Consider the following 26,855-nt stretch of genomic DNA (forward strand, 5'->3'; position numbering starts at 1 on the left):
ACATTCGAACAAATGTTCGATTTCATTATGAGCCGAAGTGCGCCTCCCCGTCAATGCGGCGCGTCGGACCCGTCAGAGTGGTCTCCGTCCCCCTCGTCCTCGTCGGGGTCACGGTGATATCTGGGCAGGGTGATCTCGAAGTCGGCTCCGCGCGGGTCGTCCACCACCTGCACCTGGCCTCCATGCAGCTGGGCCGCCCAGCGGGCGATGGACAGCCCCAGCCCGGTGCCGCCCGACTCCGTACCCGGGCCGGCCTTGCCCTTGACGAAGCGCCGGAAGATGTCGGTGCGGGCCTCGGGGGGTATCTGCGAGCCGAAGTTGACCACGTTGGTGACAATGGTCTCCTGCTGCCGGTCCTCGTGGGCCTGGATCAGCACCGTGGTGCCGTCGGCCGAGTGCTTCAGGGCGTTGCTGATGACGTTGGTGAAGAGCTGGCGCAGCCGATCCTGGTCGCCCTCCATCCTCAGGCCCTTCTCCAGATCCACCTGGATGTCGTGGGCGTGCCCGGCGTCGGCTATGGCCAGGGGCTGGAGGGTCTCGTCAATGAAGTCCCCGAAGTCGAAGTCCTCGATCTGCAGGCTGGCGGCTCCAGCCTCCATCCTCGACAGATCCAGCAGGAAGGCGATCAGGTCGGACAGGCGATGGGTCTGCTCCAGGATCCCCTCCAGGTTGGCTGGCGTGGGCTCGGTCACCCCGTCCGCCATGTTCTCCACCATGGCCTGCAGGGCCGAGACGGGGGTGCGCAGCTCGTGGCTGACATTGGCCACCATATCCCGGCGCATCTGGTCGGCGTGCTGGAGCTCCTCGGCCATCTCGTTGAAGGATTGGGCCAGGAGCCCCACCTCGTCATGGCTGGTCGTGGTGGCATGGACACGAACCGTATAGTCCCCGTCGGCCATGGCCTCGGCTGCATCCCGCATCTGCCGCAGGGGAGCGGTGAGCCCTCGGGAGAAGAAGTAGGTGATCCCCAGGGCCACGACCAGGGTCAGCGGCATGGCGATCCAGCCGCTCCAGCCCATCTTCAGCAGGAACCAGGCCATGACGAAGGCGATGGCTGTGGAGATGATGATCAGGACGCTCAGCTCCACCTTCAGCGAAGCGAAGGTTCCGATGGGCCGTTCGCGGTCCACCCGCGCACTCAGACTGGGCCCCTTGCGCCGGCTTTTGCCGTCCTTGCTCATGGCGTGCATCCGCGGCCGCTACCGCTGTCCCTGTTCCTGATCCTCGGGCGGCTCGAAGGCGTAGCCCACACCGTGCACGGTGCGGATCATCTGCGAACCCAGTTTGTGCCGCAGGGCCTTGACGTGGGAGTCCACCGTTCTGGTGCCCGAGGCATCCACCCAGTCCCAGACCTCCTCCAGCAGCTTCTCGCGGGTGAGCACGGACTTGGGTCGACGGGCCAGCGTGGCCAGCAGGTCGAATTCAGTGGGGGTCAGGTGGATTTGCTCTCCGCGCAGGGTCACGATGCGCTGGGCTGGGTCGATGACCAGGGATCCGAAGTCCAGCACCTTCTCGTTCTCGGAGTTCTTGGCGATGACCTTGGCCCGTTCCACCCGGCGCAGAAGGGCCTTGCAGCGGGCGATCAGCTCGCGCATGGAGAAGGGCTTGGTCATGTAATCGTCGGCCCCGGCGCCCAGACCGGTCACCTTGTCGGCCTCGTCGTCCCGGGCGGTCAGAATCAGCACCGGCACCGGTCGCTCGGCCACGATCCGCTTGGTGGCCTCCAGTCCGTCCATGACGGGCAGCATGATGTCCATGATGACCAGGTCGGGCTTGATCTGGGAGGCGGCCTGCACGGCGCTGGCACCGTCCGAGGCCACCCGGGCCGTCCACCCTTCGGCGGTGATGCGCTGGGCTATGGCAGTGGCCAGGGTGGGTTCGTCCTCAACCACCAGGATGGTGCTGGGTGTAGTGTAGCGGCTTGTGTTTCTGATCATGCCTACCTCTGTTTTCGATCACTGATCCGCAAAACGATGCTCGTCATGCGGGGTGGAGCCTTGTCGGCGTTCGTTCCACCACCGTCGTTTCTTCCAGAATAGTCTTCAGAGCCTCCAGGGGAAGTGTGCTCGCGGAGAATCGCGTCGTCCCCAGGCGCCCGTCAGCAAGTCCATACGCAATGGCATTATTATATGGTATTTTCTCGACTCGTTCTGGAGGGCATATGGGTTACAAGGTCGGTGACATGGTCGTCTATCCGCGTCATGGGGCCGCCAGGGTGGACGCCATCACCGAACGGACCGTCAAGGGCGTCACCCGCAAGTACCTGCAGCTGTCTGTGCTCTCCTCGGACGGACTGGTCATCAACGTCCCCGTGGAGAACGCGGCCAAGGTGGGCGTCAGAGACATCGTCGACGCCAAGGCGGTGGCCAAGGTCTTCGAGATCCTGCGCACCCCGGTGGTCGAGGAGAAGGAGATGAACTGGTCCCGCCGCTACAAGCTGAACGTGGAGAAGATCGCCACCGGCGAGGTCAACAAGATCGCCGAGGTGGTGCGCGACCTCTCCCAGCGCGACGTGGACGAGCACGGGCTGTCGGCGGGCGAGAAGCGGATGCTGATCAAGGCCCGCAAGATCCTGACCTCCGAGATCGCCCTGTCCGAGAAGCTGGACGAGGACGAGGCCCAGCGCCTGCTGGACGTCAACCTGGGTTATGCGGAACCCATGCCCGGTGACGACAAGCACCACACCAAGTCTCCCAAGGAGCCGGCCTCCAAGACCCTGGCGCGGGTGGCCCAGGAGGCCGCCAAGACCAAGGGCAAGGGGAAGACCAAGGCCAAGCGCTGAGGCCGGATTCGGTCATGGGCCATCCAAACATTGGACTGGGCTTTGACGCCCATCGCTTCGACCCGACCGGTGAGCGTCCCCTCTGGTTGGCCTGTCTGTCCTGGAATGACGGAACCCCCGGCCTGCTGGGCGATTCTGACGGCGATGCAGCCGCCCATGCCCTGATCGATGCCATCCTGTCAGCCGCCGATCTGGGCGACATCGGCACCCTGTTCGGCCTGGGATCGCAGTCCCCTGGTGCGGGCATGCATGGGGCAGCCATGCTGGAGAAGACCATGGACTGTCTGCATGGGCACGGTCGCAGGCTGCTCAACGCCTCCCTGGTCATCGTCGGCCAGCGCCCCAGAATCTCCTCCCGTCGTCACCTGGCCCAGCAGGCCATGAGTCAGGCTGTCCGGGCACCGGTTAAATTGACTGCCACCACCACTGATGGCATGGGCTTTACCGGCCACGATGAGGGCGTCGCCGTCATGGCCACCGCCCTGGTGGACTGACCGGCATCAGGCGCGCAGGGCCGCCCATCCCTTGGCCAGAGCCCAGAAGAGGGTGGACAGGGTCACGATGACGAAGCTGGGAGGGGTCGGCACCATGGCCGAGATCATCAGGCCTCCCCAGATTGAAGCCAGGCAGATCAATCCTGATAGAAGCATGGCCCGTAGGGGAGAGGCCACCAGGATGTTGGCCGTGGCCGCCGGGGTGACGACCAGGGCGAAGATGAGCAGGGTCCCCACTGCCGGTACGGCGATGGTGATGACGCCGGCCATGATGGCCATGAAGGTCAGGTTCATCAGCCCGATGGGCACGCCGCGTGCCTGGGCCACCTGCTCATCCAGGGAGCTGAAGAGCAGGGGCCGGTAGATCAGGGCCAGCAGGATCAGCAGGATTGCATCGAAGACTATGAAGCCGACGACCTGGCCCCGGGTGATGGTGAGGATGGATCCGAAGAGGATGGCCTGCATCTGCTGGGAGGCCGAGCTGGACATCCTGGCGAAGAAGAGTCCCAGACCGGTGGCGAAGGCCAGGACCGTACCCGTGGCGATCTCCCTCTGGGAGGCCCGCTTGCCCAGGGCTCCGATGACCAGTGCCCCTCCCAGAGCGAAGAGTCCCATGCCGGCAGAGACCGGCAGCCCCAGCAGGACGGCCCCTGTGGCACCGGGCAGGCCGATGTGGGCCAGGGCGTGGGCGGCGAAGGTGGAGTGTCTGGCAATGGTGAAGTAGCCCATGGCTCCGGCAGCCACGGCGATGCATAGGCCAGCCACCATGGCGTTGCGCATGAAGGGGGCGGCGAGGATCTCGGTCCAATGGGGGTCGAAGACTGGTGTGGTCATGAGTTCCTTTCCCGGTCCGTCCCGTGCAGGCGGGCCACCTGGCTGGGTTGGTAGCGATTATGGACGGGTCCGATCGGCTCGTCCATGTCGGGGGCCACGAACATGTCCCCCTGAGGAGTGGTGACCACCTCCACCTTGGTGCCGTAGAGGTGGGTGAGCAGGTCCGAATCCAGCACGTCGTCCATGCGGGCGTAATGAGGGTGCCCGTCCAGCAGGTAGACCGCCCCGGTCAGCACAGGCAGCAGCATGTTCAGGTCGTGGGCCACCACCTGGATGGACATGCCCAGACGGCTGTTGAGTTGTGCCAGCAGGTGGACGGTGGCGCGCTGCCCGGCCAGATCCAGATTGGCCAGGGGCTCGTCCAGCATGAGCAGATCAGGATCGCAGACCAAGGCCTGGGCGATGGCCACCCGCTGTCGCAGGCCGCCGGAGAGCTGGGACAGGCGCAGGTGGGCCCTGTCCTCCACACCCACGAAGCGCATGGCCGCTCTGGCGCGCTCGCGGTCCTGCCGGGTGACGGGGTGAATGCCGAAGCGGGTGCCGGTCAGCCCCAGCAGGACGGATTGTTCGGCCGTAAGGTTGGAGTCGATATCCGAGGTGTAGCTCTGTGGTACGTATCCAATGCGATCGTTGGCCTGGCCGGCCGGCTGCCCCAGGACCCGCAGGCTGCCGGCGTCCAGGGGGAGCAGGCCCAGCTCGGCCTGCATCATGCTGGTTTTGCCCGTGCCGTTGGTGCCCACGATGGCGGTCACGGTTCCCGAGGGAATGGTGAAGGTCCCCTCTGACCAGATCAGCCGCCCGGAACGGCGGATGGCGGCATGGTCGAAGACGATGCAGGCCTGCGTGGATGTTCTATCCGTGTCCGTATCCATGACTTCCTTTCCTGCACGGGCTTAAAATGGTAAACCTGCTCTTATTGAGCATGATTCTCATTATCGCTGGGGAGAGGACAGGGCGCAACTTCAGCAGTCGAGTCCTCCCAGACCGGCCATTGGACGCTGGTTCCGTTCGGGGAGGAATCTGAGCTAATCTGGCCCAGACGAATTCGACAAGGGTTTGTGCCCTCTTGGATGATGGAGACGTGTTGACTGCAGTAAAACTGGACGGGAAGGCGGCGGCTGCGGAACTCAAGGAGGACCTGCGCGCTCGGGTGGCGAGGCTGACGGCCATGGGACGTACGCCCGGCCTGGGGACCATCCTGGTGGGGGACGATCCGGGCTCGGTTAAATATGTAGAGGGCAAGCACCGGGACTGCAGCCAGGTGGGCATCAGGTCGATCAGGGTTGATCTACCCGCCGATGCCGGCGAGGAGCGGATTCTTGCTGCCGTGGATCAGTTCAACCAGGATCCTGACTGCACCGGCTACATCGTCCAGCTGCCCCTGCCCGAGGGCGTGGATCCCACTGGGATCATCGATCGCATCGATCCGGCCAAGGATGCCGACGGCATGCATCCTTACAGCCTTGGTCAGCTGGTTCTGCATACCGACGGCCAGGTGCGGACCCCCCTGCCCTGCACCCCGCGGGGGATCCTCTACCTGCTGGACCATTACGGGATAGACCTGGCTGGCAAGGATGTCTGTGTGCTGGGCCGGGGATTGACCGTGGGACGCACCATCGGGCTGCTCCTGACCAACCGCGGGGTGGATGCCACCGTGACCCTCTGTCATACCCGCACCAGGGACGTTGACACCCATCTGCGCAGGGCTGACGTGATCATCTCGGCCGTGGGCCGAGCCGGGCTGGTTGGCCCGGACCAGGTCCGCCAGGGTGCCGTTCTGGTGGATGTTGGCGTCTCCCGGATCTGGGATCAGCAGGAGGGGCGCTGGCGGATCAAGGGCGACATCGACCCGGCCGCCAGGCAGTCTGCAGCCGCTTATACGCCCAACCCCGGTGGCGTGGGTCCCATGACCCGGGCCATGCTCCTGGTCAATGTGGTTGAATCCGCCGAGCGGGCCGCCGGAATCCCTGTCTGCGACACGCCCGAGGTCTCCCGGCGACAATGACCGCGGTGTCTCCTATCATGGAGAATGTTCGCGCCTGCCGGCGGGAACGCATAACTCAATACGGAAAAATATCCACCAACTATACAAGAAACAATTTAATTAATGGCAGAGAACAAGAAGGAAGTCCCCCAGGTCGCGGTCAATGACATCGGGTCCGAGGAAGACTTCATCAAGGCAGTCGATTCCACCATCAAGAACTTCGACGATGGGGATCTGGTCGAGGGGACGGTCGTTAAGATCGACCATGACGAGGTTCTGTTGGACATCGGCTACAAGACCGAGGGCGTGATTCCCTCCCGCGAGCTTTCCATCAAGAAGGATGTCGATCCCGACGATGTGGTCCAGGTCGGTGACACCATCGAGGCTTTGGTCGTCACCAAGGAGGACAAGGAAGGCCGCCTGATCCTGTCCAAGAAGCGTGCCCAGTACGAGCGCGCCTGGGGCGACATCGAGAAGATCAAGGAGGCTGACGGCGTCGTTGAGGGCACCGTCATCGAGGCCGTCAAGGGCGGGCTCATCGTCGACATCGGCCTGCGTGGCTTCCTGCCCGCATCCCTGGTCGAGATGCGCCGCGTGCGCGACCTGTCCCCCTACATCGGGCAGAAGATCAAGGCCAAGATCCTGGAGCTGGACAAGAACCGCAACAACGTGGTCCTCTCCCGCCGCCAGTACCTGGAGGAGACTCAGTCCGAGGTGCGCGAGACCTTCATGGCCCAGCTCAAGAAGGGCCAGATCCGCGAGGGTACGGTCAGCTCCATCGTCAACTTCGGCGCCTTCGTCGACCTGGGTGGCGTGGACGGCCTGATCCACGTCTCCGAGCTCTCTTGGAAGCACATCGACCACCCCAGCGAGGTCGTCAAGGTGGGCGACAAGGTCACCGTCGAGGTGCTGGATGTCGATATGGACCGCGAGCGCATCTCGCTGTCCCTTAAGGCCACCCAGGAAGATCCTTGGCAACGCTTCGCGCGAACCCACGTGCCCGGGCAGATCGTCAAGGGCAAGGTCACCAAGATCGTGCAGTTCGGTGTCTTCGTCTCCGTCGAGGACGGCATCGAGGGCCTGGTCCACATCTCCGAGCTGGCCAACCGCCACGTGGAGAACCCCGAGACCGTGGTCAAGCAGGGCGAGGAGATCTTCGTCAAGGTCATCGACGTCGACTTGGATCGCCGCCGCATCTCCCTGTCCCTCAAGCAGGCCGACGACTCTGTCGACCCGACCTCCGAGGACTTCGACCCGGCCATCTATGGCATGCCTGCCGAGTACGACGAGGACGGCAACTACAAGTACCCCGAGGGCTTCGACCCCGAGAGCAACGAGTGGATCGCCGGCTACGAGAAGCAGCGGGAGGAGTGGGAGTCCCAGTATGCGGCCGCCCACGACCTCTGGGAGCAGCACAAGGCTTTCGTGGCCAAGGAGCTGGAGAACGCCGAGGCTTCGGCTGCCGAGGACAGCCGGTCTTCCCAGACGCCTGCCGCCGGTTCCCGCTCCCGCCGTCAGAACTCCGAGGAGACCACCAACTACAGCTCGGAGTCCAGCTCCGAGGGCACCTTGGCCTCCGACGACCAGCTGGCCGCCCTGCGCGAGCAGCTGCTCAAGGAAAAGAAGTGAGCGTTAAGCGGTAAATGGAGGGGTCCGGCCTCGGTCGGGCCCCTCCATTTGTATGTGCTGCCATAAGGTATAAGCGGGAGGTCGGGATGATACGTGTAGGATTGACTGGCGGGATTGCGGCCGGCAAGAGCACGGTGGCGGCTCGGCTGGCTCAGGACGGGGCCAGGGTCATCGATTACGATCGGCTCTCCCACGAGGTCATCGCTCTGGGCGGACCCGGCGTAAGGCCGGTGCTGGAGAGGTTCGGTTTAGGATGCGGGGACGGCCATGGTGGAGTGGACAGGTCGGCTTTGGCGGCACGGGTCTTCGGCGGGCCGACAGCCGACCAGGATCGCCGGGACTTGGACGACATCATCCATCCGCTGGTCTATGACTTGGCCGCCAAGGCCGAGCAGCCCTGGCTGGACGGCTCCGAGGTGGTGGTCCATGAGGTGCCCCTGCTGACAGAAGTGGGCTCGACCATTCCCTTTCATTTCGACAGAGTCTTGGTGGTGGAGGCTCCAAGCCAGGTGAGGATTGCGCGTATGGTGAATCAGCGGCATATGACGCCAAGCCAGGCTGTTGAGCGCATCGGTTCCCAGAGCAGCAGCAGTTCGCGACGCGCTCAGGCCGATCTGCTTGTTGACGGGTCCCAGCCTATCGAACAAATGTTCGAGTTTGTTGATAGAATATATAAAGAGCTACAGGTCCTGGCCCAGGAGTCCTCGCACAGCGACTGAGGGGCCTTAGGCGGATGACGCATCCTGGAAGGGAGTTTCATGGGGTTCAATATTGAGCGGACCGACAAGCCCTTCGTGGTCAAGTCTCCCTATAAGCCCTCCGGCGACCAGCCAGAGGCCATCGAGGAACTGGCCACGCGGATCGAGAACGGCGAGAACGACGTGGTGCTCATGGGCGCCACCGGCACCGGCAAGACCGCGACCACGGCCTGGCTGATTGAGCGTCTGCAGCGGCCTACCCTGATTCTGGAACCCAACAAGACTCTGGCCGCCCAGCTCTGCGCCGAGTTCCGCGAGCTGATGCCCGACAATGCGGTCTCCTACTTCGTCTCCTACTACGACTACTACCAGCCTGAGGCCTACATTCCTCAGACGGATACCTATATCGAGAAGGACTCCAACATCAACGACGACGTGGAGCGGCTCCGGCACGCCGCCACGGCCAACCTGCTGACCAGGCGCGACTGCGTGGTGGTGGCCACCGTCTCCTGCATCTACGGCTTGGGCACGCCCGAGGAGTACGCCGGGCGCATGCTCTTCCTGCACGAGGGGGACAGGATCAACCGGGACGACCTGTTGCGCAAGTTCGTGGACATGCAGTACAAGCGCAACGACATCGCCTTCACCCGAGGCACCTTCCGCGTGCGCGGCGACACGGTCGAGATCATCCCCGTCTATGAGGAGCTGGCCGTCCGCATCGAGTTCTTCGGCGATGAGATCGACCGCATCTCCACCCTGCACCCGCTGACCGGCGACGAGATTGCCCACGAGACCTCCGTGCACATCTTCCCCGCCTCCCACTATGTGGCAGGTCCCGAGCGGATGGAGCGCGCCTTGAAGACCATCAAGGAGGAGCTGGACTGGCGTGTGGGCCAGCTGCGCAAGCAGGGCAAGGAGCTGGAGGCCCAGAGGTTGACCATGCGCACCACCTACGACCTGGAGATGCTCACCCAGATCGGCACCTGTTCCGGGGTCGAGAACTACTCCCGCCACTTCGACGGGCGCGAGCCCGGGACGCCGCCCCACACTCTGCTGGACTTCTTCCCTGATGACTTCCTGCTGGTCATCGACGAATCCCATGTGACCGTTCCCCAGATCGGAGCCATGTACGAGGGGGATGCCAGCCGCAAGCGGACCCTGGTCGAGCATGGCTTCCGGCTGCCCTCGGCCATGGACAACCGTCCGCTGAAGTGGCCTGAGTTTCTGGACAAGGTTGGCCAGACCGTCTACTTGTCGGCAACGCCGGGCGACTATGAGATGGGTCTGTCCGACAGGGTGGTGGAGCAGGTCATCCGGCCCACCGGTCTGCTGGATCCCGAGGTGGAGGTGAGGCCTGTCAAGGGCCAGGTGGACGACCTCCTGGACGAGATCAAGGCCCGAGTGGCCCGTCACGAGCGGGTCCTGGTGACCACGCTGACCAAGAAGATGGCCGAGGACCTGACTGACTACCTGCTGGAGCGAGACATCAAGGTGGAGTATCTGCACTCAGACGTGGACACCCTGCGGCGGGTGGAGCTCCTGCGGGAGCTGCGCGAGGGCAAGATCGACGTCATTGTGGGCATCAACCTCCTGCGTGAGGGGCTGGACCTGCCCGAGGTCTCCCTGGTGGCTATTCTGGATGCGGACAAGGAGGGCTTCCTTCGCTCCTACCGCTCACTGATCCAGACCATCGGCCGTGCGGCCAGGAATGTGTCCGGCAAGGTCATCATGTATGCCGACGAGGTCACCGACTCTATGGACAAGGCCATCAGCGAGACCAACCGTCGCCGGGCCAAGCAGATTGCCTACAACAAGGAGCACGGCGTGGACCCCAAGCCGCTGATCAAGAAGATCAGCGACGTCAATGACATGCTGGCGAAGGAGGATGTGGACACCCAGACCCTGCTGGCGGGTGGCTACCGCAATGCCAACAAGGCTGGCAACTCCCATTTGGGTGTGCCCCTCTACGACAAGGAGGAGGCCGACAAGCGGCATCAGGAGATTCTCCAGGCTGGTCTGCCGGCTCAGGACCTTGCCGACCTGATCCGTCAGCTGAGCGACCAAATGCACACGGCTGCGCAACAGCTGCAGTTCGAGCTCGCAGCCCGTCTGCGCGACGAAATCAAGGATCTGAAGAAAGAGCTGCGGCAGATGACCGAGGCCAAAAAGTAAGTAGGCCAAAAGTAGGTTTGGCCTGTGATGCGGAGGCAAGAGCATCTCAGGCCCAACCTGCAGACTGCTGCCTGCGAGAATGCTCTGACGGGCAGACGGGGGCGATGAGCACGTCATATCTTGCCGCTAAAATCAGGTGATATGTCTGAGACACCTCTGCCGTTCATGGTTGTGAGCCTGGTTGTGCTGGCCATCTTCTTCGTGGTCGATCTGTTGGTGATCGGGCGTCGGCCGCACGTTCCTTCGACCGGCGAATGCGTGAGGCACATCGGCTTCTTCGTGGTTATGGCCCTGATTTTTGGTGCTTTGATCTGGAAGGTGGCCGGTTCCAAGCCGGCCATCGAATTCTACTCGGGCTGGTTGACCGAGTACTCGCTCAGCATCGACAACCTCTTCGTCTTCGTCATCATCATGGGCAATTTCGCTGTGCCCCTGCGGCTTCAGCGCTATGTGCTCAGCGTCGGCATCACCATCGCCCTGCTGCTGCGCGGTGTCTTCATCCTGGCCGGAACGGCGCTGATCACCCGCTTTACCTGGGTCTTCTTCATTTTCGGCTTCTTCCTGCTTTACACCGCCTGGAACATGGTCTCCAGCCGAGGCAAGCAGGAGGAGTACCACGAGAATGGGCTGATCAGGGTCCTGCGTCGGGTCATTCCCATCACCAGCCACTACGACGGTGAGCACCTGCGGACCACCTTCGAGGGCAAGCGCTACTTCACGCCCATGCTGGTGGTCTTCCTGGCCATCGGCACCACTGATGTCATGTTCGCCTTTGACTCCATTCCGGCCATCTTCGGACTGACCAAGGATCCCTTCATCGTCTTCACCTCCAATGTCTTCGCCCTACTGGGCCTTCAGCAGCTCTACTTCTTGCTGGGATCCCTGCTGGATAAGCTGGAGTATCTGCCCCTAGGGCTGGCTGTGGTCCTGGCCTTCATCGGGGTCAAGCTGATCATGGAGGCTCTGCACGGCAACACGCTGCCCTTCATCAATGGCGGGCAGCCCCTGGAAGCCGTGCCGGATATACCGACCTGGGCGTCCCTGCTGGTCATTGTCCTGGCCGTAGGCATCGCCGCTCTGGCTTCGATACTCAAGAGTCGTCGTCAGTCCCTTGAAACAGACTCGCAGAGAGAAATGTAATAAGCGATCCCTTGAACCACAAGGGATGTTAGCGCTAACGGAAAATAGTGGTTCCCATCAGGCTGAGTCTGTACAATAGAACGGTAAACAGGAAAAAGAACAGGCAGGTAGCATATGCGCAAAGCCAAGATCGTCGACACCATCGGGCCGGCTTCGGAGTCTCTGGAGAACATCACCAAGCTGGTCAAGGCCGGTATGGATGTAGCCAGACTCAACCGGTCACACGGCACCCCCGAAGATCACCTCAAGGTTTACAACAACGTCCGTCAGGCCAGCAAGGAGACTGGACGAAATGTGGCGGCCCTGGTCGATCTGCAGGGTCCCAAGATTCGTTGTGGCTGGTTCAAGAAGAACGAGCAGGGCGAAGACAAGGTCAACCTCAAGGAGGGTCAGGAGTTCATCATCACCACCGACGATGTCGAGGGTGACGAACACATGACCTCCACCACCTTCAAGGGTCTGCCCGGGGACTGCCACCCCGGCGATCCCATCCTGATCGACGACGGCAAGGTCCGCCTGGAGGTCACCAAGGTCGAGGGCAACCAGGTCTATACCAAGGTGGTCGTGGCCGGTCCTGTCTCCTCCCACAAGGGTATCAACCTGCCTGGTGTGGCTGTGAGTCTGCCGGCGCTGACCCCCAAGGACGAGGAGGACCTGCGTTGGGGCATCCGCACTGGCGCTGACATTATCGCCATGTCCTTCGTCCGTTTCGCCACCGACATCGACCGTGCCCATGAGATCATGGACGAGGAGGGTCGCCGCATCCCCATCGTCGCCAAGATTGAGAAGCCCCAGGCTGTTGAGAACCTGGAGGAGATCGTCAAGGCCTTCGACGGCATCATGGTGGCCCGCGGTGATATGGCTGTGGAGATGCCCTTCGAGCAGGTCCCCCTGGTGACCAAGCGCTGCATCGAGCTGGCCCGTCAGTACGCCAAGCCGGTCATCGTCGCCACTGAGGTCCTGGGCTCCATGGTCCATTCGCCCATCCCCAGCCGCGCCGAGGCCTCCGACTGCGCCAACGCCGTTCTTGACGGTGCCGATGCCACCATGACCTCCAACGAGACCGCCGTGGGCGAATACCCCGACACCACGGTCTCCACCATGGCCCGGATCTCCGACTACGCCACTACCCACGGCTTCGACCGCATCCCGACCATGCACAACCTGGACATGTCCAACTCGGGTGCCGTCTCTTCCGCCGCTGTGGATCTGGCCGACAAGATCAATGCCAAGGCCATCGTGGCCTTCACTCAGACGGGCAACACCGTGCACCGGATCTCTCGCGAGCGTCCGGCTGCCCCCATCTATGCATTGACTACCAATGAGCACACCTATCATTGGCTGGCCTTGAGCTGGGGTACCGAGGCGTTCCTCTGCGGGCAGGACTACCATGACTTCACTCGCGCAGACCTGATGAACTTCGTGGACTCCACCCTGAAGAAGCAGGGCAAGGTCTCCGACGGCGACTGCCTGGTGGTGCTTAGCTGCGCCCAGGGCGAGCATGAGCCAGGTAACACCGACTGCATCTACGTCCACACCGTGGGCTCCAACGAGTGATGCTCTGATGTGCCACCTGACTGTCGATTAAGTCAGTCAGGTGGATCCTCAGATCTCCAAGATGCTGATGAAGCAGTGAACCGGTGGTCTTTTCCCCATATCAATGTAGGGGGAGAGGCCACCGGTTCTTTGTGTGAGGGTGTCTGTGTCAGTGCAGGTCAGACAGTCCGATTTTGGCCCGCAGGATGGCGATGGTGGTTTTGGCGTCCAGTATGGTTCCTGCAATCACCATGTCATAGGCCTCATCCACAGTGAAGAGTCGCACATTCTGGTGGGGGGTCTCTGGTGCCAGGCTGGCCGGTTGGACCGGGGTCAGGCCCTCGGCATAGAAGAGTGTGGTGTGCTGGGTGGAGAAGCTGGGGGTGTTGATGAACCTCGCGAATTGGTTAAAGGAGGCAGCCCTGTATCCGGCCTCCTCGCGCAACCGCCTGGTGGCCACATCGATGGGGGCTTCCTTGTCATTGAGTGGATGCCCTGCCGGCAGCTCAAGGGTCCAACGGTGGGTGGGCAGACGGTACTGCTCGACCAGGGGTATCCGTCCGTCGTCGGTGATGGCCAGGACGGCGATGGTGTCTCCATGCTTCTCGCTGACGATGCTGCGATCGAAGGTCTGATTGTCGCTGGATTCAAAGGTGACCCTGTCGACGCTGAAGTAGTGGCTGTCCATAATCTGCTTGCGGGTCTTCTCCTGGACGGGGGAGGTGCGCCAAGGATCGAACCGTCGATAGATCTGAGTGGTCATCATGCTCTCCTTCGACTGCTGATGTGCCTGAATACATAATTGTCTTCATTCTAAGGCAGAATCAACACGAATAACCTTGCGTCGTCGCCAAAGTATGGTAGATTCTCTGTGGTGATGAAAAGCCCCCGTATCCCAATTGGTAGAGGAAACGGCCTCAAAATCCGTGCAGTGTGAGTTCGAGTCTCACCGGGGGCACGATAAAGCGAACCCCCATCCGTCTCTCATCGGTTTTCGCTGAAGCGCGGATGGACTTTCAGGAAACGAGGTTGAAAGTGGCTTCAGAGAGTAAGAACCGCAGCGATTCCCCCGAAGGGCGGACCGTGGTTGTGGCGGAGGACGAGGCTTTGATCAGGCTCGATACCGTCGAAGCTCTCGAGGATGCCGGCTATGACGTGGTCGGTCAGGCGGCCAGCGGCCAGGAGGCCATTGATCTGACCCGCGAGCTGAGGCCCGATGTAGTCGTGATGGACGTGAAGATGCCCGGCACGGACGGCATTACCGCCGCCACTGAGATCGGCAAGGAGAACCTGGCACCTGTGGTTATGCTGACGGCATTCTCCCAGCAAAGCCTGGTCGAGAAGGCGGCTGATGCTGGAGCCATGGCCTACGTGGTCAAGCCCTTCGCTCCGGAAAAGCTGCTGCCGGCCCTTGAGGTGGCCATCTCACGCTTTGACCAGATCAACGCCCTGAAGGACGAGGTCACCGACATGAAGGCCCGTTTCGAAGCTCGCAAGCGGGTGGATCGGGCCAAGGGTCTGCTCATGGAGAGCATGGGCATGACCGAGTCCGAGGCCTTCCGCTGGATCCAGAAGACCTCCATGGACCGCAGGCTGACCATGCAGGAGGTGGCCGACGTGGTCATCAACAACGTGGCCAACCAGAACGACCGTTAGCCCTCCTATGGAAGACCAGACGAAGAAGCAGGACAAGGACGGCCGCATCCTGCTGGTCGTCGATGGACATTCGCTGGCCTTCCGGGCCTTCTATGCCCTTCCCGTCGAGAGTTTCACCACTTCGACAGGGCAGCCCACCAACGCGGTATGGGGCTTTGCCACCATGCTGGCGGATGTCATGGCCAAGGAGAAGCCCACCCACATGGGCGTGGCCTTTGATGTCAAGGGCGGCACCTTCCGCAATGCCATGCTGCCCCAGTACAAGGGCACCCGTGAGGCCGCCCCAAAGGAACTGCTGAGCCAGCTGCCGCTGATCCAGGACCTGCTCAAGGGACTGGGCATCACCTATATCGAAAAGCCCGGCTACGAAGGCGATGACATCATCGGCACGCTGGCCACCATGGGGGAACAGGCCGGATTCAAGACCCTGGTCCTGTCGGGCGACAGGGACGCCTTCCAGCTGGTGGACGACGACATCACCGTGCTCTACCCCGGCCACCACTTCAAGAACCTCAAGCACATGACCCCGCAGGCCATTATGGATCGCTACAAGGTGACCCCGGAGCAGTATCCCGATCTGGCCGCCATGCGCGGGGAGGGAGCCGACAACATCCCCGGCGTGCCGGGTGTGGGCGACGGTTATGCGGCCAAGTGGATCAACAAGTACGGATCGTTGGATTCCATTCTGGAGCATGCCGACGAGATCGGCGGCAAGAAGGGTCAGGCCTTGGCTGAGAACGCCGACCAGGTGCGGCTCAACCGGAAGGTCAACGCCTTGGTGCGCGACCTGGACTTGGGTGTGAAGGTGGAGGATCTGCGTTTCGGCACCATCCACACGGATCAGGTTCTGCCCATCTTCGAGCAATTGCAGTTCGGCCCCCAAACCCGCAAAAAGATTTTGCGGGGCTTCAATACGGTAGCCGATTACGATTACTCTCCAGCCTCGGCACTGGTCGATGTCAGCAACAAGCAGGAGGAGTTCGTCCAGCCCGAGCGCGATAAGGTGGAGTCTGCAGACCAGTTGCGGAACTGGTGCGAGAAGCATCTGCCGGACAAGGCCCTTTGCCGGCGCTCGGCGGACCATGTCAAGGCCATGGCCGATTCCTTGGACAAAATCAAGGACATCGGCGACTCCGACCAGAATGCCATGCGCTGCAGCGAGGCCATGAAGGAGCACTGGGTTCTCCACGCCATCGGCTGGGCCAAGCATGGCGACTATGGTCTGGAGGAGCTGGCCATTCTCTCCATGGACGGGCACGGCCTGGTCCTCATGGCAGAAGACATAGACGAAGATATGCTTGGGGCCATCCAGGAGCTGATCGACCAGCGGATCGGTACCTGCGTGGTTCATGGTTACAAGGAGCACTTGCACCTCTTGGAGAGTCAGGGGTTGCACATGCCGCTGCCTCTGTTCGACACTAAGCTGGCAGGCTACCTGGCTGAGCCCGATTTTCACGCCGACAACCTCGAGCAGGCCGTCGCCCATTTCCTGGCCATTCCCGTGGAGGAGGAACCTGAGGCCACCCAGGGGGCCCTGGCTCTGGACGGGCGAGAGGACGAGGACGAACGTCGGCGGGGGACCCGGATTCTTCGCCAGGCTCAGTACGTCATGATGGTTTCCGAGCGTCTGCAGGAGTTGATGGACGAGCGTCACCAATATGGCCTGCTGCGCACCATAGAGCTGCCCACCTCCGCAGTCCTGGCGCAGATGGAGACCGAGGGCGCCAAGGTGGACGATGCCCGCCTGAAGGAGATGCACGACCGGTTCGCCGCCGAGGCCCGCCAGGCCCAGGAAATCGCCTGGGATAGGGCCGGCAGCCGTGTCAACCTGCAGAGCCCCAAGCAGCTGAGCAAGGTGCTCTTCGACGACATGGGCCTGGTGCCCACCCACAGGACCAAGACAGGCTCCTATTCGACCAACGTCTCGGTCCTGCAGGACCTCTATATCAAGTCGGTCAACAACGAGCGTGCCAACGACTTCCTGGGGGCCCTGCTCAAGCACAGGGAGACCAACAAGCTCAAGCAGATCGTGCAGACCCTGCGCGAGGCGGTCAATCCCCGGGATGGACGGCTGCACACCACCTACGAGCAGACTGTGGCGGCCACCGGACGGCTGAGCTCGGTGGATCCGAACCTGCAGAACATCCCCAACCGGGATGCCCGGGGCCGTGAGATCCGTTCGGCCTTCGTGCCAGGCAACGGATACGAGGCCTTGCTCTCTTCGGACTACTCCCAGGTGGAGCTGCGGATCATGGCCCACCTTTCCGGGGATCAGGCCCTGATTGACGCCTTCAAGTCTGGCGCTGACTTTCATCGGTATGTGGCCAGCCTGGTCTATGACATCCCCATGGAGGAGGTCACCGGAGACCAGCGCTCCCACGTGAAGGCCATGAGCTACGGGCTGGCCTATGGACTGAGCACCTATGGCCTGGCCCAGCAGCTTAAGATCAGCCCGGCTGCGGCTGACGTGCTGCGTGCCAAGTACTTCGCCACCTTTGGCAAGGTTCATGAGTACCTGGAGTCCCTGGTGGCCGATGCCCGGGAGAAGGGCTACACCGAGACCATGTTCGGGCGGCGGCGCTATTTCCCCGGACTGCGCTCCAAGCGCCGTCCCACCCGCGAGGCCTCCGAGAGGGCCGCCTTGAATGCGCCCATCCAGGGGTCGGCTGCCGACATTATGAAGATCGCCATGATCAAGGCCAGCCGTGCCTTGTCCGATCAGGGGCTGAAGAGTCGCATCTCCCTGCAGATCCACGATGAATTGCTGGTGGAGATCGCTCCCGGCGAGACCGAAAAGGCCACCAAGCTGGTCAAGGACTCCATGGAACATGCCGTTGAATTGGCCGTACCTCTGGATGTATCCACCGGTATCGGCCAGGACTGGGAGCTGGCTGCTCACTGATCCGACATGGAGTGGCCTGGGACCAGCCCAGTAGGATCCAAGGAGGGATCGTCATGCCTGATGAACAGGATGAGGCCCAGAGGCCTTCGGCGCCCCTGGGCCAGGTGGTGGATCTGCTGGAGGGGCTCTACCCTCTGGACTACGCGGAAGACTGGGACCATCCGGGTTTGGTGGCGGGGGATCCGTCCTGGCCAGTCAGACGGATCTGGTGTGCTGTGGACCCTCGGCCTGATGTGGTTCAGGAGGCTCTGGACCACAAGGCCGACCTGCTGATCACCCACCATCCGCTCTTCTTCAGATCGGTCCACCAGGTTTCCGGCCTGGACTTCCGCGGGGATATGATAACCAGACTGGTTGAGGGTCACTGTGGGCTCTGGGTGGGGCATACCAACGCTGATGCCGCCTACCGTGGTGTGGCTCAGGCGGCTGCCGATGCCCTGGACCTGCAGGAGGCGAGACCGCTGGCTCCTCAATTGGTCTCAAACCGCGATTTGCACGCCGATCAGGGGATCCAGGTGGGTCTGGGTCGTTGGGGACGGCTTCCTAAGCCCACCCCATTTGAGGATTTGGTCCATACCGTGGCGGGCCTTTTGCCAAAGACGGCTCTGGGTGTTCAGGCGGTCGGTCCGTCCCTGGCCATGGTCTCTACAGTCGCCCTGCTGCCCGGCTCGGGGGATTCCGAGTTCGACTTGGTTCGATCCACGGGGGCTGATGTCTACATGACCAGCGATTTGCGCCATCACCCTGCCACGGACGCCTACCAACAGGCCCTCTATGAGGCCAGGATGGCCGGTCGGCCCAATCAGCCCAGACCCATGCTGATCAACACCCCACACTCGGCCATTGAGAGCCTCTGGTTCCGCTACGCCAAGGGAGACATTGCCAGGGCCCTGGAGACGGTCACCGGTGTTCGCCCGCAGGTGGAGGTTTCGTCCATCGTCACCGATCCCTGGACCATGGTGGTGCGTTGACGGCTGAGGATTGATGGTTGAGGAGGAGTGATTTCATGAGCGATGAAGCGCAGGATCTGCAGGCACGATTGGCCGCCAAACTGGATGGCCGCGATGGTCAGGGACCCAAGGGTATCGATATGACCCGCGCTCCCAAGCTGATGGATGACAGGGAGGTCTTTCGCGGCCCGATATTCGTTATCGACCAGCAGCGGGTGGCCATGTTCCGGCGTGACGGTTCCAAGGAAACCATCGACCGGCAGCTCATCCGTCATGACCCCTGTGTGGTCATCCTGGTACACGACTGCGCTGCCGATGCCTATCTGCTGACCCGCGAGTACCGGGTGGGTGCCCAGGCCTATGTCTTCGGCCTGCCGGCCGGCTTCATCGACCCGGGGGAGAGCCCCGTCAAGGCCGTCTTGCGCGAGCTGCGTGAGGAGACCGGTCTTGTGCCCGGGCCTGAGGGTGCGACGGGCTCAGAAAGCCATCTGGATCCGGAGGACGGTTGGATTGATGCTGCTCCCGATGTCTACTCCTCCCTGGGTATGAGCGACGAGCTCGGCCACATCGTGGTCCTGCATCTGCGTCGCTGGCATCAAGGATCCACCGACTTCGACCCGGGCGAGCATATCCAGTCGGCCTGGGTCTCCTGGCAGGAGCTTTGTGCAGCGGGAGTCGCCGATGCCAAGGCGGTGGTGGCCATTCAGCATGAAGCCATCCGTCGCCTGCAAAAGGATTAATGTCTAGGCTTCAACGCTCGTAATTGCGCAAGCAGAACATACCGGTGGTATGATATCTTCTTGTCAGAAAAGATGGTCATGTCAGAATGATCAGGCATTGTTGCGCTGACAGGGAGAGGAGCACTGCATGGGCACGCCGAAGGATCCTGAAGGACATCGCAATCAGATCCTTGATGTAGCTCAGCGGCTCTTCCTGGAAAAGGGTTACGACGGAACCAGCATCCAGGACATCGTCGACGGCCTGGGTGGCATGACCAAGGGAGCGGTCTACTACCATTTCCCATCCAAGACGGCTATTTTCCACGCGGTCACCGAGCGTATGGCCTCGTCCTCATCCCAGGGAGACTGGCTGGGGGACTGGCCTGGCGAGACCGGGTTGGAGAAGCTGCGCAACGAGCTGATTGCCTCCTTATCGGCATACTCGCGTCTGGATGTCACCTTCTCCGCCAGAACCCTGCTGAAGAGCCCCCTCATGGTAGGGGAGATGTATCTGAAATCCATGGACAGGATTGTGGACGTGATCACCCCTTATGTCCGCGAAGGTGTGGAGGACGGCTCCATCGTCCCATGCAATCCCGAGGATCTGGCCCAGGTGCTCTACATCCTGCTCAACATGTGGATAGGGATTCGATTCTCGACCATGACCCGGGACCAGGTGGTCTCCAAGTTCACCCTGTTGGCGGATATGCTCAAGGGAATAGGGGCGCCTGTCGTCGATGATCGGGTTATTCGCGCGGCCGTGCACCTGCACGCACATCTGAAGAGCAATCCTTTGACTGCCACCAGCGGGGAGTCCACGCAAGAGGAATCTGACAAGAATCAGGATCAAGGGGTCTCTTAGAGCCGATAGATTTCTTAAGGCCAAGAGGGCTCCGGCTACTAGCAAGATTCGGGCACTCACCGAGGAATGGTTTTTGTTTCCACCAAACATACCATCGGTATTTTTGAAGGGAGTTTTATGCAGGTGCTGAAGGCGGACGGTATTGTCCAAGTATTTGAAGGCAGGGAGGTGCTGTCCGGACTGGATTTGACCCTGGAGCAGGGCGAGATTCTGGGCTTGCTGGGTGCCAACGGGGCTGGCAAGTCCACGCTGTTGAAGATCCTGACCGGAGGCCTGCCGGCGGCAGAGTCTGTTTTCTAGGGAGGCCTCTCCGCGAAGACTATCCGGGCAATCTGGCCAGAATGGGAGCGTCCATCAACGAGCCGGTCTTTTATGAGTCCCTCAGCGCTAGGGAGAATCTTGAAATTGATCTGACCTACCTGGCATTGGCAGACCGGGAGCATAGGGATGCCAAGCCTACCGGGATCAGCCATCTTTTGGAGAAGGTCGGATTGGCCGCCGATTCAACTACTCCTGTCGGCAGGTATTCCATGGGTATGAGGCAGAGGTTGGTCCTGGCCAGGTGCATGGGCCATCATCCTGACCTTTACCTACTGGACGAGCCGCTGAACGGACTGGACCCTGTGGCCATCGAACAGCTGCGAGACAGCCTGCGAAGCCTGGCAGCCCAGGGGAGTGCAATCCTCTTTTCCAGCCACATTCTCTCCGAGGTGTTGCGCACGGCCGACCGCGTGATGGTCGTGGCGGACGGCAGAGTCAGCCTACAGGCCAGCGTGCCGGAACTGCTCAATCAAGGCCAGGAGGTCGCCGAGCGAACCCTGGTCAAGGCCATGGAGGGCTGATATGAAGACGCTGCTGAAATTAGAGCTGAAAAAACCAGGCTATGGCCCTGCATCTTCGGAGGGCAGGCAGTAGTGGCCGCAGCCTTGGCCATCGGAGGCATGTTCCTGGCCATTGGCCACACAAGCGGCCGGTCAGACCATCGGCTGTCCAGTCTGGCCTTCGTGCTGCAGATGGCCATGGTCATCCTTCTGGTGGGCTTCTCCCTGGTGGCTGCTGCCCTCTGCAACCTGGTCTTCATTGAGCCCTATACGTGGAGGAACCTGGCGCTCACCCTCTCATGCCCGATATCGCGAGGTCGAATCCTGTTGTCTAAGTTGGTTTTCGTCGGCCTCTTTACGGCGCTCTCCTACTTGGTTGGGACGGCCATCACCCTGACTGTCATCTTGCTGATCGACCGTCTTGTGGGTTCGCTTGGAACGGGCTCGTCAGGCAGTCTGCTTGGACAGGTTCTCCTCATGCTGGTTACCAGCCTTGCCGGACCTGGTGGGGTTGGTTGGCATCGCCCTTTCTATAGGCTTCTGGAAGCGCTCGCTGCCCATCATGTTCGCAGTCCTGCTTCTGCTGGACGCTGTAGTGGGCAACCTGCTCTCCCTCTCCTCGCCACTGTCTGCTCTGCTGCTTCTGATTATCTTTCTGGCCTCCCTGCCGGCCTGGTGGCTGCTTCACCGGACCCTCATGAAGATCGAACTGCCCTGATCGACGGCCGACCATGCAGGAGCTTCTGAAGAACAAGCCTTTCGTGACCATGTTTCTGGCCAGTCTCTTGAATACGGTCGGAGGCGAGCTCTTCAACATCGTCTTCATCGTCTATGCCCAGACCATGCCCTTTGCCGGACTGGCCGTCTCCATAGCCTCAATGGCCTGGGTGGCTCCAGCCCTGACGGCCATTCTGACCGGATACCTGGCCGACAGGACCATGCACAAGACGCGGATGCAAGTGGTGATCAAGCTGGTTCAGGTGTGTATCTATCTGGTTATGGCCATAATGATCGGCAGGTCCAAGAGCCTTCCCGTCTTCCTGCTGCTGGTGGCCATGGATATGACATCTTCCATGCTGGAGGGGTATGCAGGCAGTCTGTGGATGCCGGTTCTCAAACATCTGGTTCAGCCGGGCCAGCTTCACCAGGCTACTTCGATCACCCTGCTACCTCCAGCGTTGCGGCTGTCATCAGTGCAGGTGGAGGCGCAGTGTTAATTGCCTTCCTGGGTAACAGTTTCGCTATATTTGCGCTGATCAACGCCCTCACCTTCCTTCTGGCGGGGATTCTCGTTGCTGTTGGCTATAGGGAATTCGTCAGGGCGGAGGTCTCAGTTAATGGCTCGCCTGTGGGCAAGCATGTGGGACTAGCATCCAGCCTCCATGTGACCTTGGGGGAGTTCCGCCACTCCGCCTTTCTGGTCCTGATGGTGGGTTTCGGATGCATGGTCAACCTTCTGGGGACGGCCCTGCAGCCCCTGCTCAATCTGGGGCTTATCTCCAGCCCGAGGTCTGGTGGGGAAGCTACGGAACGACTATTGCCGCCGTCAACGGCATCTCCTCCCTGGGACTCATCCTCGGTGCACTCATTGCTGCGGATCCTCTCAGGCGGTTACCCATGGCCCACCTGCTGACCGGTGTCATGGCCGCAGCTGCTGTGGTAGGGGTCAATCTGGTCTGGCTGCGCATTCCTGCCCTACTGTTCTTTCCTCTCCTGGCCATGAACTATCTTCTGGGCAAGATCAACCCTAGGTTCATGACCATGCTCATCAGTACGGTGGCCGAGGACTACTTGGCCGCAACTATGGGAGTGGTACAGACTGTCATGATGATCGGGGCGCCTCTGGGGCAGATGGTCTTTCTGACGCTGGGTAATCTGGTCGGCATCCCCATCACCATGTCCATTTATGCAGGCCTGACGGGCCTTCTTGCTCTGTCGATTTTCTCTGCGGGATTGCTGGGCATGAATGCCAAGGATCCGACTCCCGAAATGGGACGAAAGCAAAAGTCGGGCTAGCCGGATTTGAACCGGCGACATTTTAGTAGCTCGGAGCTTTTTGCATGGAATCAATTTGATTCCCTATACTAAACGGCATTGGAAATCAGCCGTTTTTGACTTCCAATGCCGTTCAGTTAGACAAAGTAAAATTGATTTATTATAACGATCATTGCGTATTTATGCGAATGCGTAGCATGTACCAGTAGTCATTCCTCCTCGAAACTGGACACATCTAGTTTAAGTGACGCTGCGTTGGAGTTGATGACTTCTACAATATTCTTGTCAAAGCCATCGTCGTTTTCTGCGCTGATTTCGAGACTGAGCTTGATCTTGGCATGACTCATGCGTAGCTGATCGATTATCTTCTCATTGATTCGAGCGAGATCACGGTTCATAAAATCAGGATCCAACTCGATAGTGCCGTAGTAGCGCTTCATCGATGCCTGGATGGGCGTATCAGGTGTGCCAACAGGCAACTCATTAATTTCATTGAAGTCAGAGCCGGAATCGTTAGCAGTGGAGTCACCATTTACAGATTTCGACTCCAGATTATCTTTGCCTTCCGGGTTCCCAATCAAATTCCGCGTGGCGTCATCTACAAGGGACTTTCTGCGGCTTTCTTCAATCTCATGCTCATACTGCTGATGCGCGGCAATGGCTGTGTCCCACTCGACAAATAGCGTGGAGTCGGTGATCTGTAGCGCTCTATCATTCTCAGTGACGCCAGGAATAATCAGGTTGTGGAACCTGCCGCTTACCTCGTCACGTCCTGATGCCAGTGCGAATCGTTCATCCGGAAGAGCTGGCCTGTTCAGAGAAAATTCAATGGCTTGATCGAGCACGTCGCGGTTAACGAGCCTGGGCATGTATGGGAACCGTGTGATATAATTCCAAACAGTCTTGACATCTATCACGCCGTCCTTGAACGCGGACTTGATATTCTTCAATATCTCGTAACCAAGACCGGATGAGTCGTAAACATCTATAAGCAGATCATCGGCAGCCATCTGATCACCGGTACGCTGCGCCATGCTGTCGCCGCCGGTATCGGATATCTTTTTGATCGCCAGACGGTATGCGGTCTTCGGGTCAAATTGCTCAGGGTAGATGGCCCAGTTGTAAGCAGCTCGGATACGCTCATCCAGAGTTTTGCTGAAGTGCGCCATGTCGGTCTGGGCCTGTTGCAACTGCTGGTGGGTCAGGTTTAGCTGAACTTCGTTGTCGGACACATGCTTCCAGCCAAGGTATGAGCGGGCAGCATCCTGCGCCAGTTCAATACCGTTCTTGTCAGCGGCGAGGAACACGAGCATGTTCCTGTTTGTTCTCTGTGCGGTGCCGCGTCGTTCAATGGCATCTCGAATCCAATGCATGGAGTCGGAGCCTTCTCCTTCCCCTTTGCTGGTGCTCCAACGTGGGTGTGTGATGACAAGGGTGGCCTCGTCAACGTCAGGGATACCGTCATGAGATGCGGGTGCCACGCACACGCGGCGGAACTTGCCACGCATGGCCTTACGGCCTTCTGGCTGTATGCGCTCGACAATCTCGCTGTACACGGTCTCTGGGTCTTCGCGCAAACGTTCTGCGAAGTCACGAGCAGTTTTGCCAATAGAAGGCTGCAGACTATATCGGTAGTGGGATTCCTCGTTGAAGAAGTATGTGGACCGCTGTTCCAGCATGTTCAATGCTGTGCCAAAGTTGCCCTGCTGATCGCCTGGGATGGCTGTTCCCAGCCGCACGTACTGTTCGCTGATACCGGGGTTCTGTGCGCCATTGCGAGGCACAGAACCCATAAATACCGTGCGTGCGATCCGCTGTGTCAGATGACGTTGTCCAAGCGCGGGCCTGTCATTGTCGATGTATGCGGCAGTGGAATCTGGCCCAGACACGTCGGCATCGATGATCGGCTTCCACGGGTCGCGCAGGTACTGGGTTAAATTCGAATTTACGGACTCAGATTCCAAGGGTACGTTGCCTGGCAGAATCAGCGGACTGGAGTCGTTCGATACCCACAGTTCGTGGATGATGCTCGACACTAGGGTCAGTACTCCTCGTGTGCGCTGGAAGTTCTCCAAACCGGACCAATCCTCGTACAGGCGATCCAGTAGCTCAGGGTGTAACGGATAGGATGCTCGGATGCGTTTCTCGTAGTCGTTGGAGTCCACGCCGGAGGGATAGTATTTCACTCCCTGACGGTACATTTCAACGAACCGGCGTGCGGTCAGTGCGATCTGTTCTTGTGCGATGGCGGTGGGTGCCTCGAAGAGACGCTTACGGACGATTTCGAAGGATTCGTCACGAGTTGATGGCCGCCACTGGTCGGCCTTGCGGCGCACGATATTCTGCAACCGTTGTAGAGCCTGCTGTCCGTTCTCTCCACCAATTTCAATGTCATTTGCACTGTCGCCGGTATCGGATGCAGGGATGGAGATTACGAGCATGCAATTCGGAGTGGATGCCACCGCTTCGGTCAGTGTTTGGGCGAATACGAACTGATCATCGAACGTGCCAGCTGGGAGGTCGTCATGGTTGACAAGCTGTTTGGCATAGGCTACCCACTCATCAATGAGTATCAGACATGGCGAGTATTTTTTGAGTAGTCTGTCTATGCCGTTGCCTGGGTTCTTGCCCATCCTGTCGTTTTCGGCAATCATGTCATAGGCCTCGCGCCCGCCGAGCTGCCAAGCAAGCTCACCCCAGATAGTGTGCACCTCGGTGCCGTCAGCCTTTGCGTCGGGCTGCGCGACGTTAAGCCTAGTGCCCACCAAAGCCACACGTCGCACACGACCCGGCTGCCAGGCGTTCACACCCAATCCTGCGACGAGATTTTGCACGTCGGATGACAGGTCAGTCACGGGCTTGTCGCCGAACAGATGGTATAAGGCGAGCAGGGAGTGGGTCTTGCCGCCACCGAAATTGGTCTGTAGATTCACTACAGGCGATCCGGAGTTGTCTCCGGTCAGGCGGCGTATGGCGCGGGTGAGCAAGTCACGTAGGCCTTCAGTCAGATAGGTGCGGTTGAAGAATTCAACCGGGTCACCATAAGCGTTGCCTGGTTCGCATACGGATTTGTCTACTGCGACCTGCCACAGGTCGGCTGCGAACTCGGATGCCGTGAATCTGCCGGATGCTACATCCGGGTGAGGTTTGATAACATAGCGCCACGGCTTCATACCTTGCGTAGGATCAATAGAAAGAACCTTGCGATGGCTGGCCTTCCTAGTGTGATCTTCGTACACGGTACGCTGCAAGTCATCGCGCAGTTTGCGTACGTCGGCAGCGGAATCTGGAGCATTCACTGCATTGAGCAGGTATTCGATGGTGCTCAAGGCTCGGATTGTGTCATCTGAACTGAACGCCTGCATATGTGCCCAACGGTTGCGTGTCTCACGCAGCTCTGATGCGTATGCCTGCTGGGATCGGGAAAGCGTACCGTTGAAATCGCGTCCGTACTCGGTGATGGCACGCAACTGGACCTGTACATCCTCCTTGGACATCTTATACATGGTGCCGCCACGATTCTGCTGGTCATAATGCGCCCACGCATCCGGCCAGTTCTGCGTTCTAAATACCTGAGTCATAACATTGTCAACCGGATCTATCAAGCCCTCGGACAGGTATTCGAATGCCTTGCCGACCCTGTCTCTGTTGTTCATCGCCATAGCAGGCTCCTTTTCCTAT

Annotated in this window: 22 protein-coding genes, 1 tRNA gene and 1 pseudogene; 18 read left to right on the plus strand and 6 right to left on the minus strand. The window is 60.4% G+C overall.

Annotation, left to right across the window (positions count from 1 at the left end):
* Positions 1–50 precede the first annotated feature (50 nt).
* Complete coding sequence (locus J3U06_RS03725; protein WP_267444353.1) at positions 51–1,181, minus strand: sensor histidine kinase; 1,131 nt, start codon at positions 1,179–1,181, stop codon at positions 51–53.
* Between the two features lie 18 nt (positions 1,182–1,199).
* Entirely contained in the window at positions 1,200–1,937 is a 738-nt protein-coding gene (locus tag J3U06_RS03730; RefSeq protein ID WP_267444354.1) for a response regulator transcription factor, read from the minus strand.
* Positions 1,938–2,161: 224 nt separating this feature from the next.
* Between J3U06_RS03730 and J3U06_RS03735 the strand changes: the two genes are divergently transcribed.
* Both J3U06_RS03735 and J3U06_RS03740 read left to right on the plus strand, forming a co-directional pair.
* A complete protein-coding gene (locus J3U06_RS03735; protein ID WP_024627346.1) occupies positions 2,162–2,782 on the plus strand; it encodes a CarD family transcriptional regulator in 621 nt (206 codons plus the stop codon).
* Between the two features lie 14 nt (positions 2,783–2,796).
* Positions 2,797–3,276 (plus strand): 2-C-methyl-D-erythritol 2,4-cyclodiphosphate synthase, encoded by a 480-nt coding sequence (locus J3U06_RS03740; RefSeq protein WP_267430448.1) that lies wholly within the window; start codon positions 2,797–2,799, stop codon positions 3,274–3,276.
* A gap of 6 nt (positions 3,277–3,282) precedes the next feature.
* Here J3U06_RS03740 and J3U06_RS03745 read toward each other — a convergent pair whose 3' ends face one another.
* Together J3U06_RS03745 and J3U06_RS03750 are read right to left on the minus strand one after the other, a co-directional pair.
* Complete coding sequence (locus tag J3U06_RS03745; RefSeq protein ID WP_267430449.1) at positions 3,283–4,110, minus strand: metal ABC transporter permease; 828 nt, start codon at positions 4,108–4,110, stop codon at positions 3,283–3,285.
* A complete protein-coding gene (locus J3U06_RS03750; RefSeq protein ID WP_121914768.1) occupies positions 4,107–4,982 on the minus strand; it encodes an ABC transporter ATP-binding protein in 876 nt (291 codons plus the stop codon). Before J3U06_RS03750 ends, J3U06_RS03745 begins: the two co-directional genes overlap by 4 nt.
* Positions 4,983–5,194: 212 nt before the next feature.
* Between J3U06_RS03750 and J3U06_RS03755 the strand changes: the two genes are divergently transcribed.
* The 6 genes from J3U06_RS03755 (at position 5,195) to pyk (ending at position 13,290) form a co-directional block, all read left to right on the plus strand.
* On the plus strand, positions 5,195–6,115 hold the full coding sequence (locus J3U06_RS03755; protein ID WP_267430450.1) for a bifunctional methylenetetrahydrofolate dehydrogenase/methenyltetrahydrofolate cyclohydrolase: 921 nt from the start codon (positions 5,195–5,197) through the stop codon (positions 6,113–6,115).
* Between the two features lie 102 nt (positions 6,116–6,217).
* Positions 6,218–7,723 carry a 30S ribosomal protein S1 gene (gene rpsA / locus J3U06_RS03760; RefSeq protein ID WP_220235952.1) on the plus strand — a complete coding sequence of 502 codons (1,506 nt, stop codon included), beginning with the start codon at positions 6,218–6,220 and terminating at the stop codon, positions 7,721–7,723.
* 86 nt (positions 7,724–7,809) lie between these two features.
* Positions 7,810–8,442 (plus strand): dephospho-CoA kinase, encoded by a 633-nt coding sequence (coaE, locus tag J3U06_RS03765; protein WP_267441419.1) that lies wholly within the window; start codon positions 7,810–7,812, stop codon positions 8,440–8,442.
* Between the two features lie 39 nt (positions 8,443–8,481).
* A complete protein-coding gene (gene uvrB / locus J3U06_RS03770) occupies positions 8,482–10,593 on the plus strand; it encodes an excinuclease ABC subunit UvrB (protein ID WP_267444355.1) in 2,112 nt (703 codons plus the stop codon).
* Between the two features lie 141 nt (positions 10,594–10,734).
* Positions 10,735–11,733 (plus strand): TerC family protein, encoded by a 999-nt coding sequence (locus tag J3U06_RS03775; protein WP_267444356.1) that lies wholly within the window; start codon positions 10,735–10,737, stop codon positions 11,731–11,733.
* Positions 11,734–11,847: 114 nt separating this feature from the next.
* Complete coding sequence (gene pyk, locus J3U06_RS03780) at positions 11,848–13,290, plus strand: pyruvate kinase (protein ID WP_267444357.1); 1,443 nt, start codon at positions 11,848–11,850, stop codon at positions 13,288–13,290.
* A gap of 148 nt (positions 13,291–13,438) precedes the next feature.
* Here the strand turns inward: pyk and J3U06_RS03785 are convergent, their stop codons facing one another.
* Positions 13,439–14,032 carry an NUDIX domain-containing protein gene (locus tag J3U06_RS03785; RefSeq protein ID WP_267444450.1) on the minus strand — a complete coding sequence of 198 codons (594 nt, stop codon included), beginning with the start codon at positions 14,030–14,032 and terminating at the stop codon, positions 13,439–13,441.
* Between the two features lie 121 nt (positions 14,033–14,153).
* On the opposite strand from J3U06_RS03785, the gene J3U06_RS03790 reads away from it, so the two are divergent.
* From J3U06_RS03790 to J3U06_RS03835, 10 genes and pseudogenes are all read left to right on the plus strand, one after another.
* A tRNA-Leu gene (locus J3U06_RS03790) sits at positions 14,154–14,227 on the plus strand.
* Between the two features lie 50 nt (positions 14,228–14,277).
* A complete protein-coding gene (locus J3U06_RS03795; protein WP_015021953.1) occupies positions 14,278–14,925 on the plus strand; it encodes an ANTAR domain-containing response regulator in 648 nt (215 codons plus the stop codon).
* Between the two features lie 7 nt (positions 14,926–14,932).
* A complete protein-coding gene (polA, locus tag J3U06_RS03800; RefSeq protein WP_267444358.1) occupies positions 14,933–17,827 on the plus strand; it encodes a DNA polymerase I in 2,895 nt (964 codons plus the stop codon).
* Positions 17,828–17,880: 53 nt separating this feature from the next.
* Positions 17,881–18,798, plus strand: coding sequence for a Nif3-like dinuclear metal center hexameric protein (locus J3U06_RS03805; RefSeq protein ID WP_267444359.1), 918 nt, complete (start codon positions 17,881–17,883; stop codon positions 18,796–18,798).
* A 35-nt stretch (positions 18,799–18,833) separates the two neighbouring features.
* Complete coding sequence (locus J3U06_RS03810; protein WP_267399811.1) at positions 18,834–19,517, plus strand: NUDIX hydrolase; 684 nt, start codon at positions 18,834–18,836, stop codon at positions 19,515–19,517.
* Positions 19,518–19,644: 127 nt separating this feature from the next.
* Positions 19,645–20,358 carry a TetR/AcrR family transcriptional regulator gene (locus tag J3U06_RS03815; RefSeq protein ID WP_267444360.1) on the plus strand — a complete coding sequence of 238 codons (714 nt, stop codon included), beginning with the start codon at positions 19,645–19,647 and terminating at the stop codon, positions 20,356–20,358.
* 117 nt (positions 20,359–20,475) lie between these two features.
* A pseudogene (locus J3U06_RS03820) lies at positions 20,476–21,200 on the plus strand (ABC transporter ATP-binding protein).
* A gap of 472 nt (positions 21,201–21,672) precedes the next feature.
* A complete protein-coding gene (locus J3U06_RS03825) occupies positions 21,673–21,897 on the plus strand; it encodes a hypothetical protein (protein WP_267444361.1) in 225 nt (74 codons plus the stop codon).
* 13 nt (positions 21,898–21,910) lie between these two features.
* Positions 21,911–22,396 carry a hypothetical protein gene (locus J3U06_RS03830; protein ID WP_267444362.1) on the plus strand — a complete coding sequence of 162 codons (486 nt, stop codon included), beginning with the start codon at positions 21,911–21,913 and terminating at the stop codon, positions 22,394–22,396.
* A 223-nt stretch (positions 22,397–22,619) separates the two neighbouring features.
* Positions 22,620–23,195: a hypothetical protein gene (locus J3U06_RS03835; protein WP_267444363.1), complete on the plus strand. Its 576-nt coding sequence runs from the start codon at positions 22,620–22,622 to the stop codon at positions 23,193–23,195.
* 188 nt (positions 23,196–23,383) lie between these two features.
* On the opposite strand, the gene J3U06_RS03840 is transcribed toward J3U06_RS03835, so the two are convergent.
* A complete protein-coding gene (locus J3U06_RS03840; RefSeq protein WP_267444364.1) occupies positions 23,384–26,836 on the minus strand; it encodes a Swt1 family HEPN domain-containing protein in 3,453 nt (1,150 codons plus the stop codon).
* Positions 26,837–26,855: the final 19 nt, after the last annotated feature.

It is taken from the genome of Bifidobacterium sp. B4142 (genome assembly GCF_026537325.1).
In the GTDB taxonomy this organism is placed as follows: Bacteria; Actinomycetota; Actinomycetes; order Actinomycetales; family Bifidobacteriaceae; genus Bombiscardovia.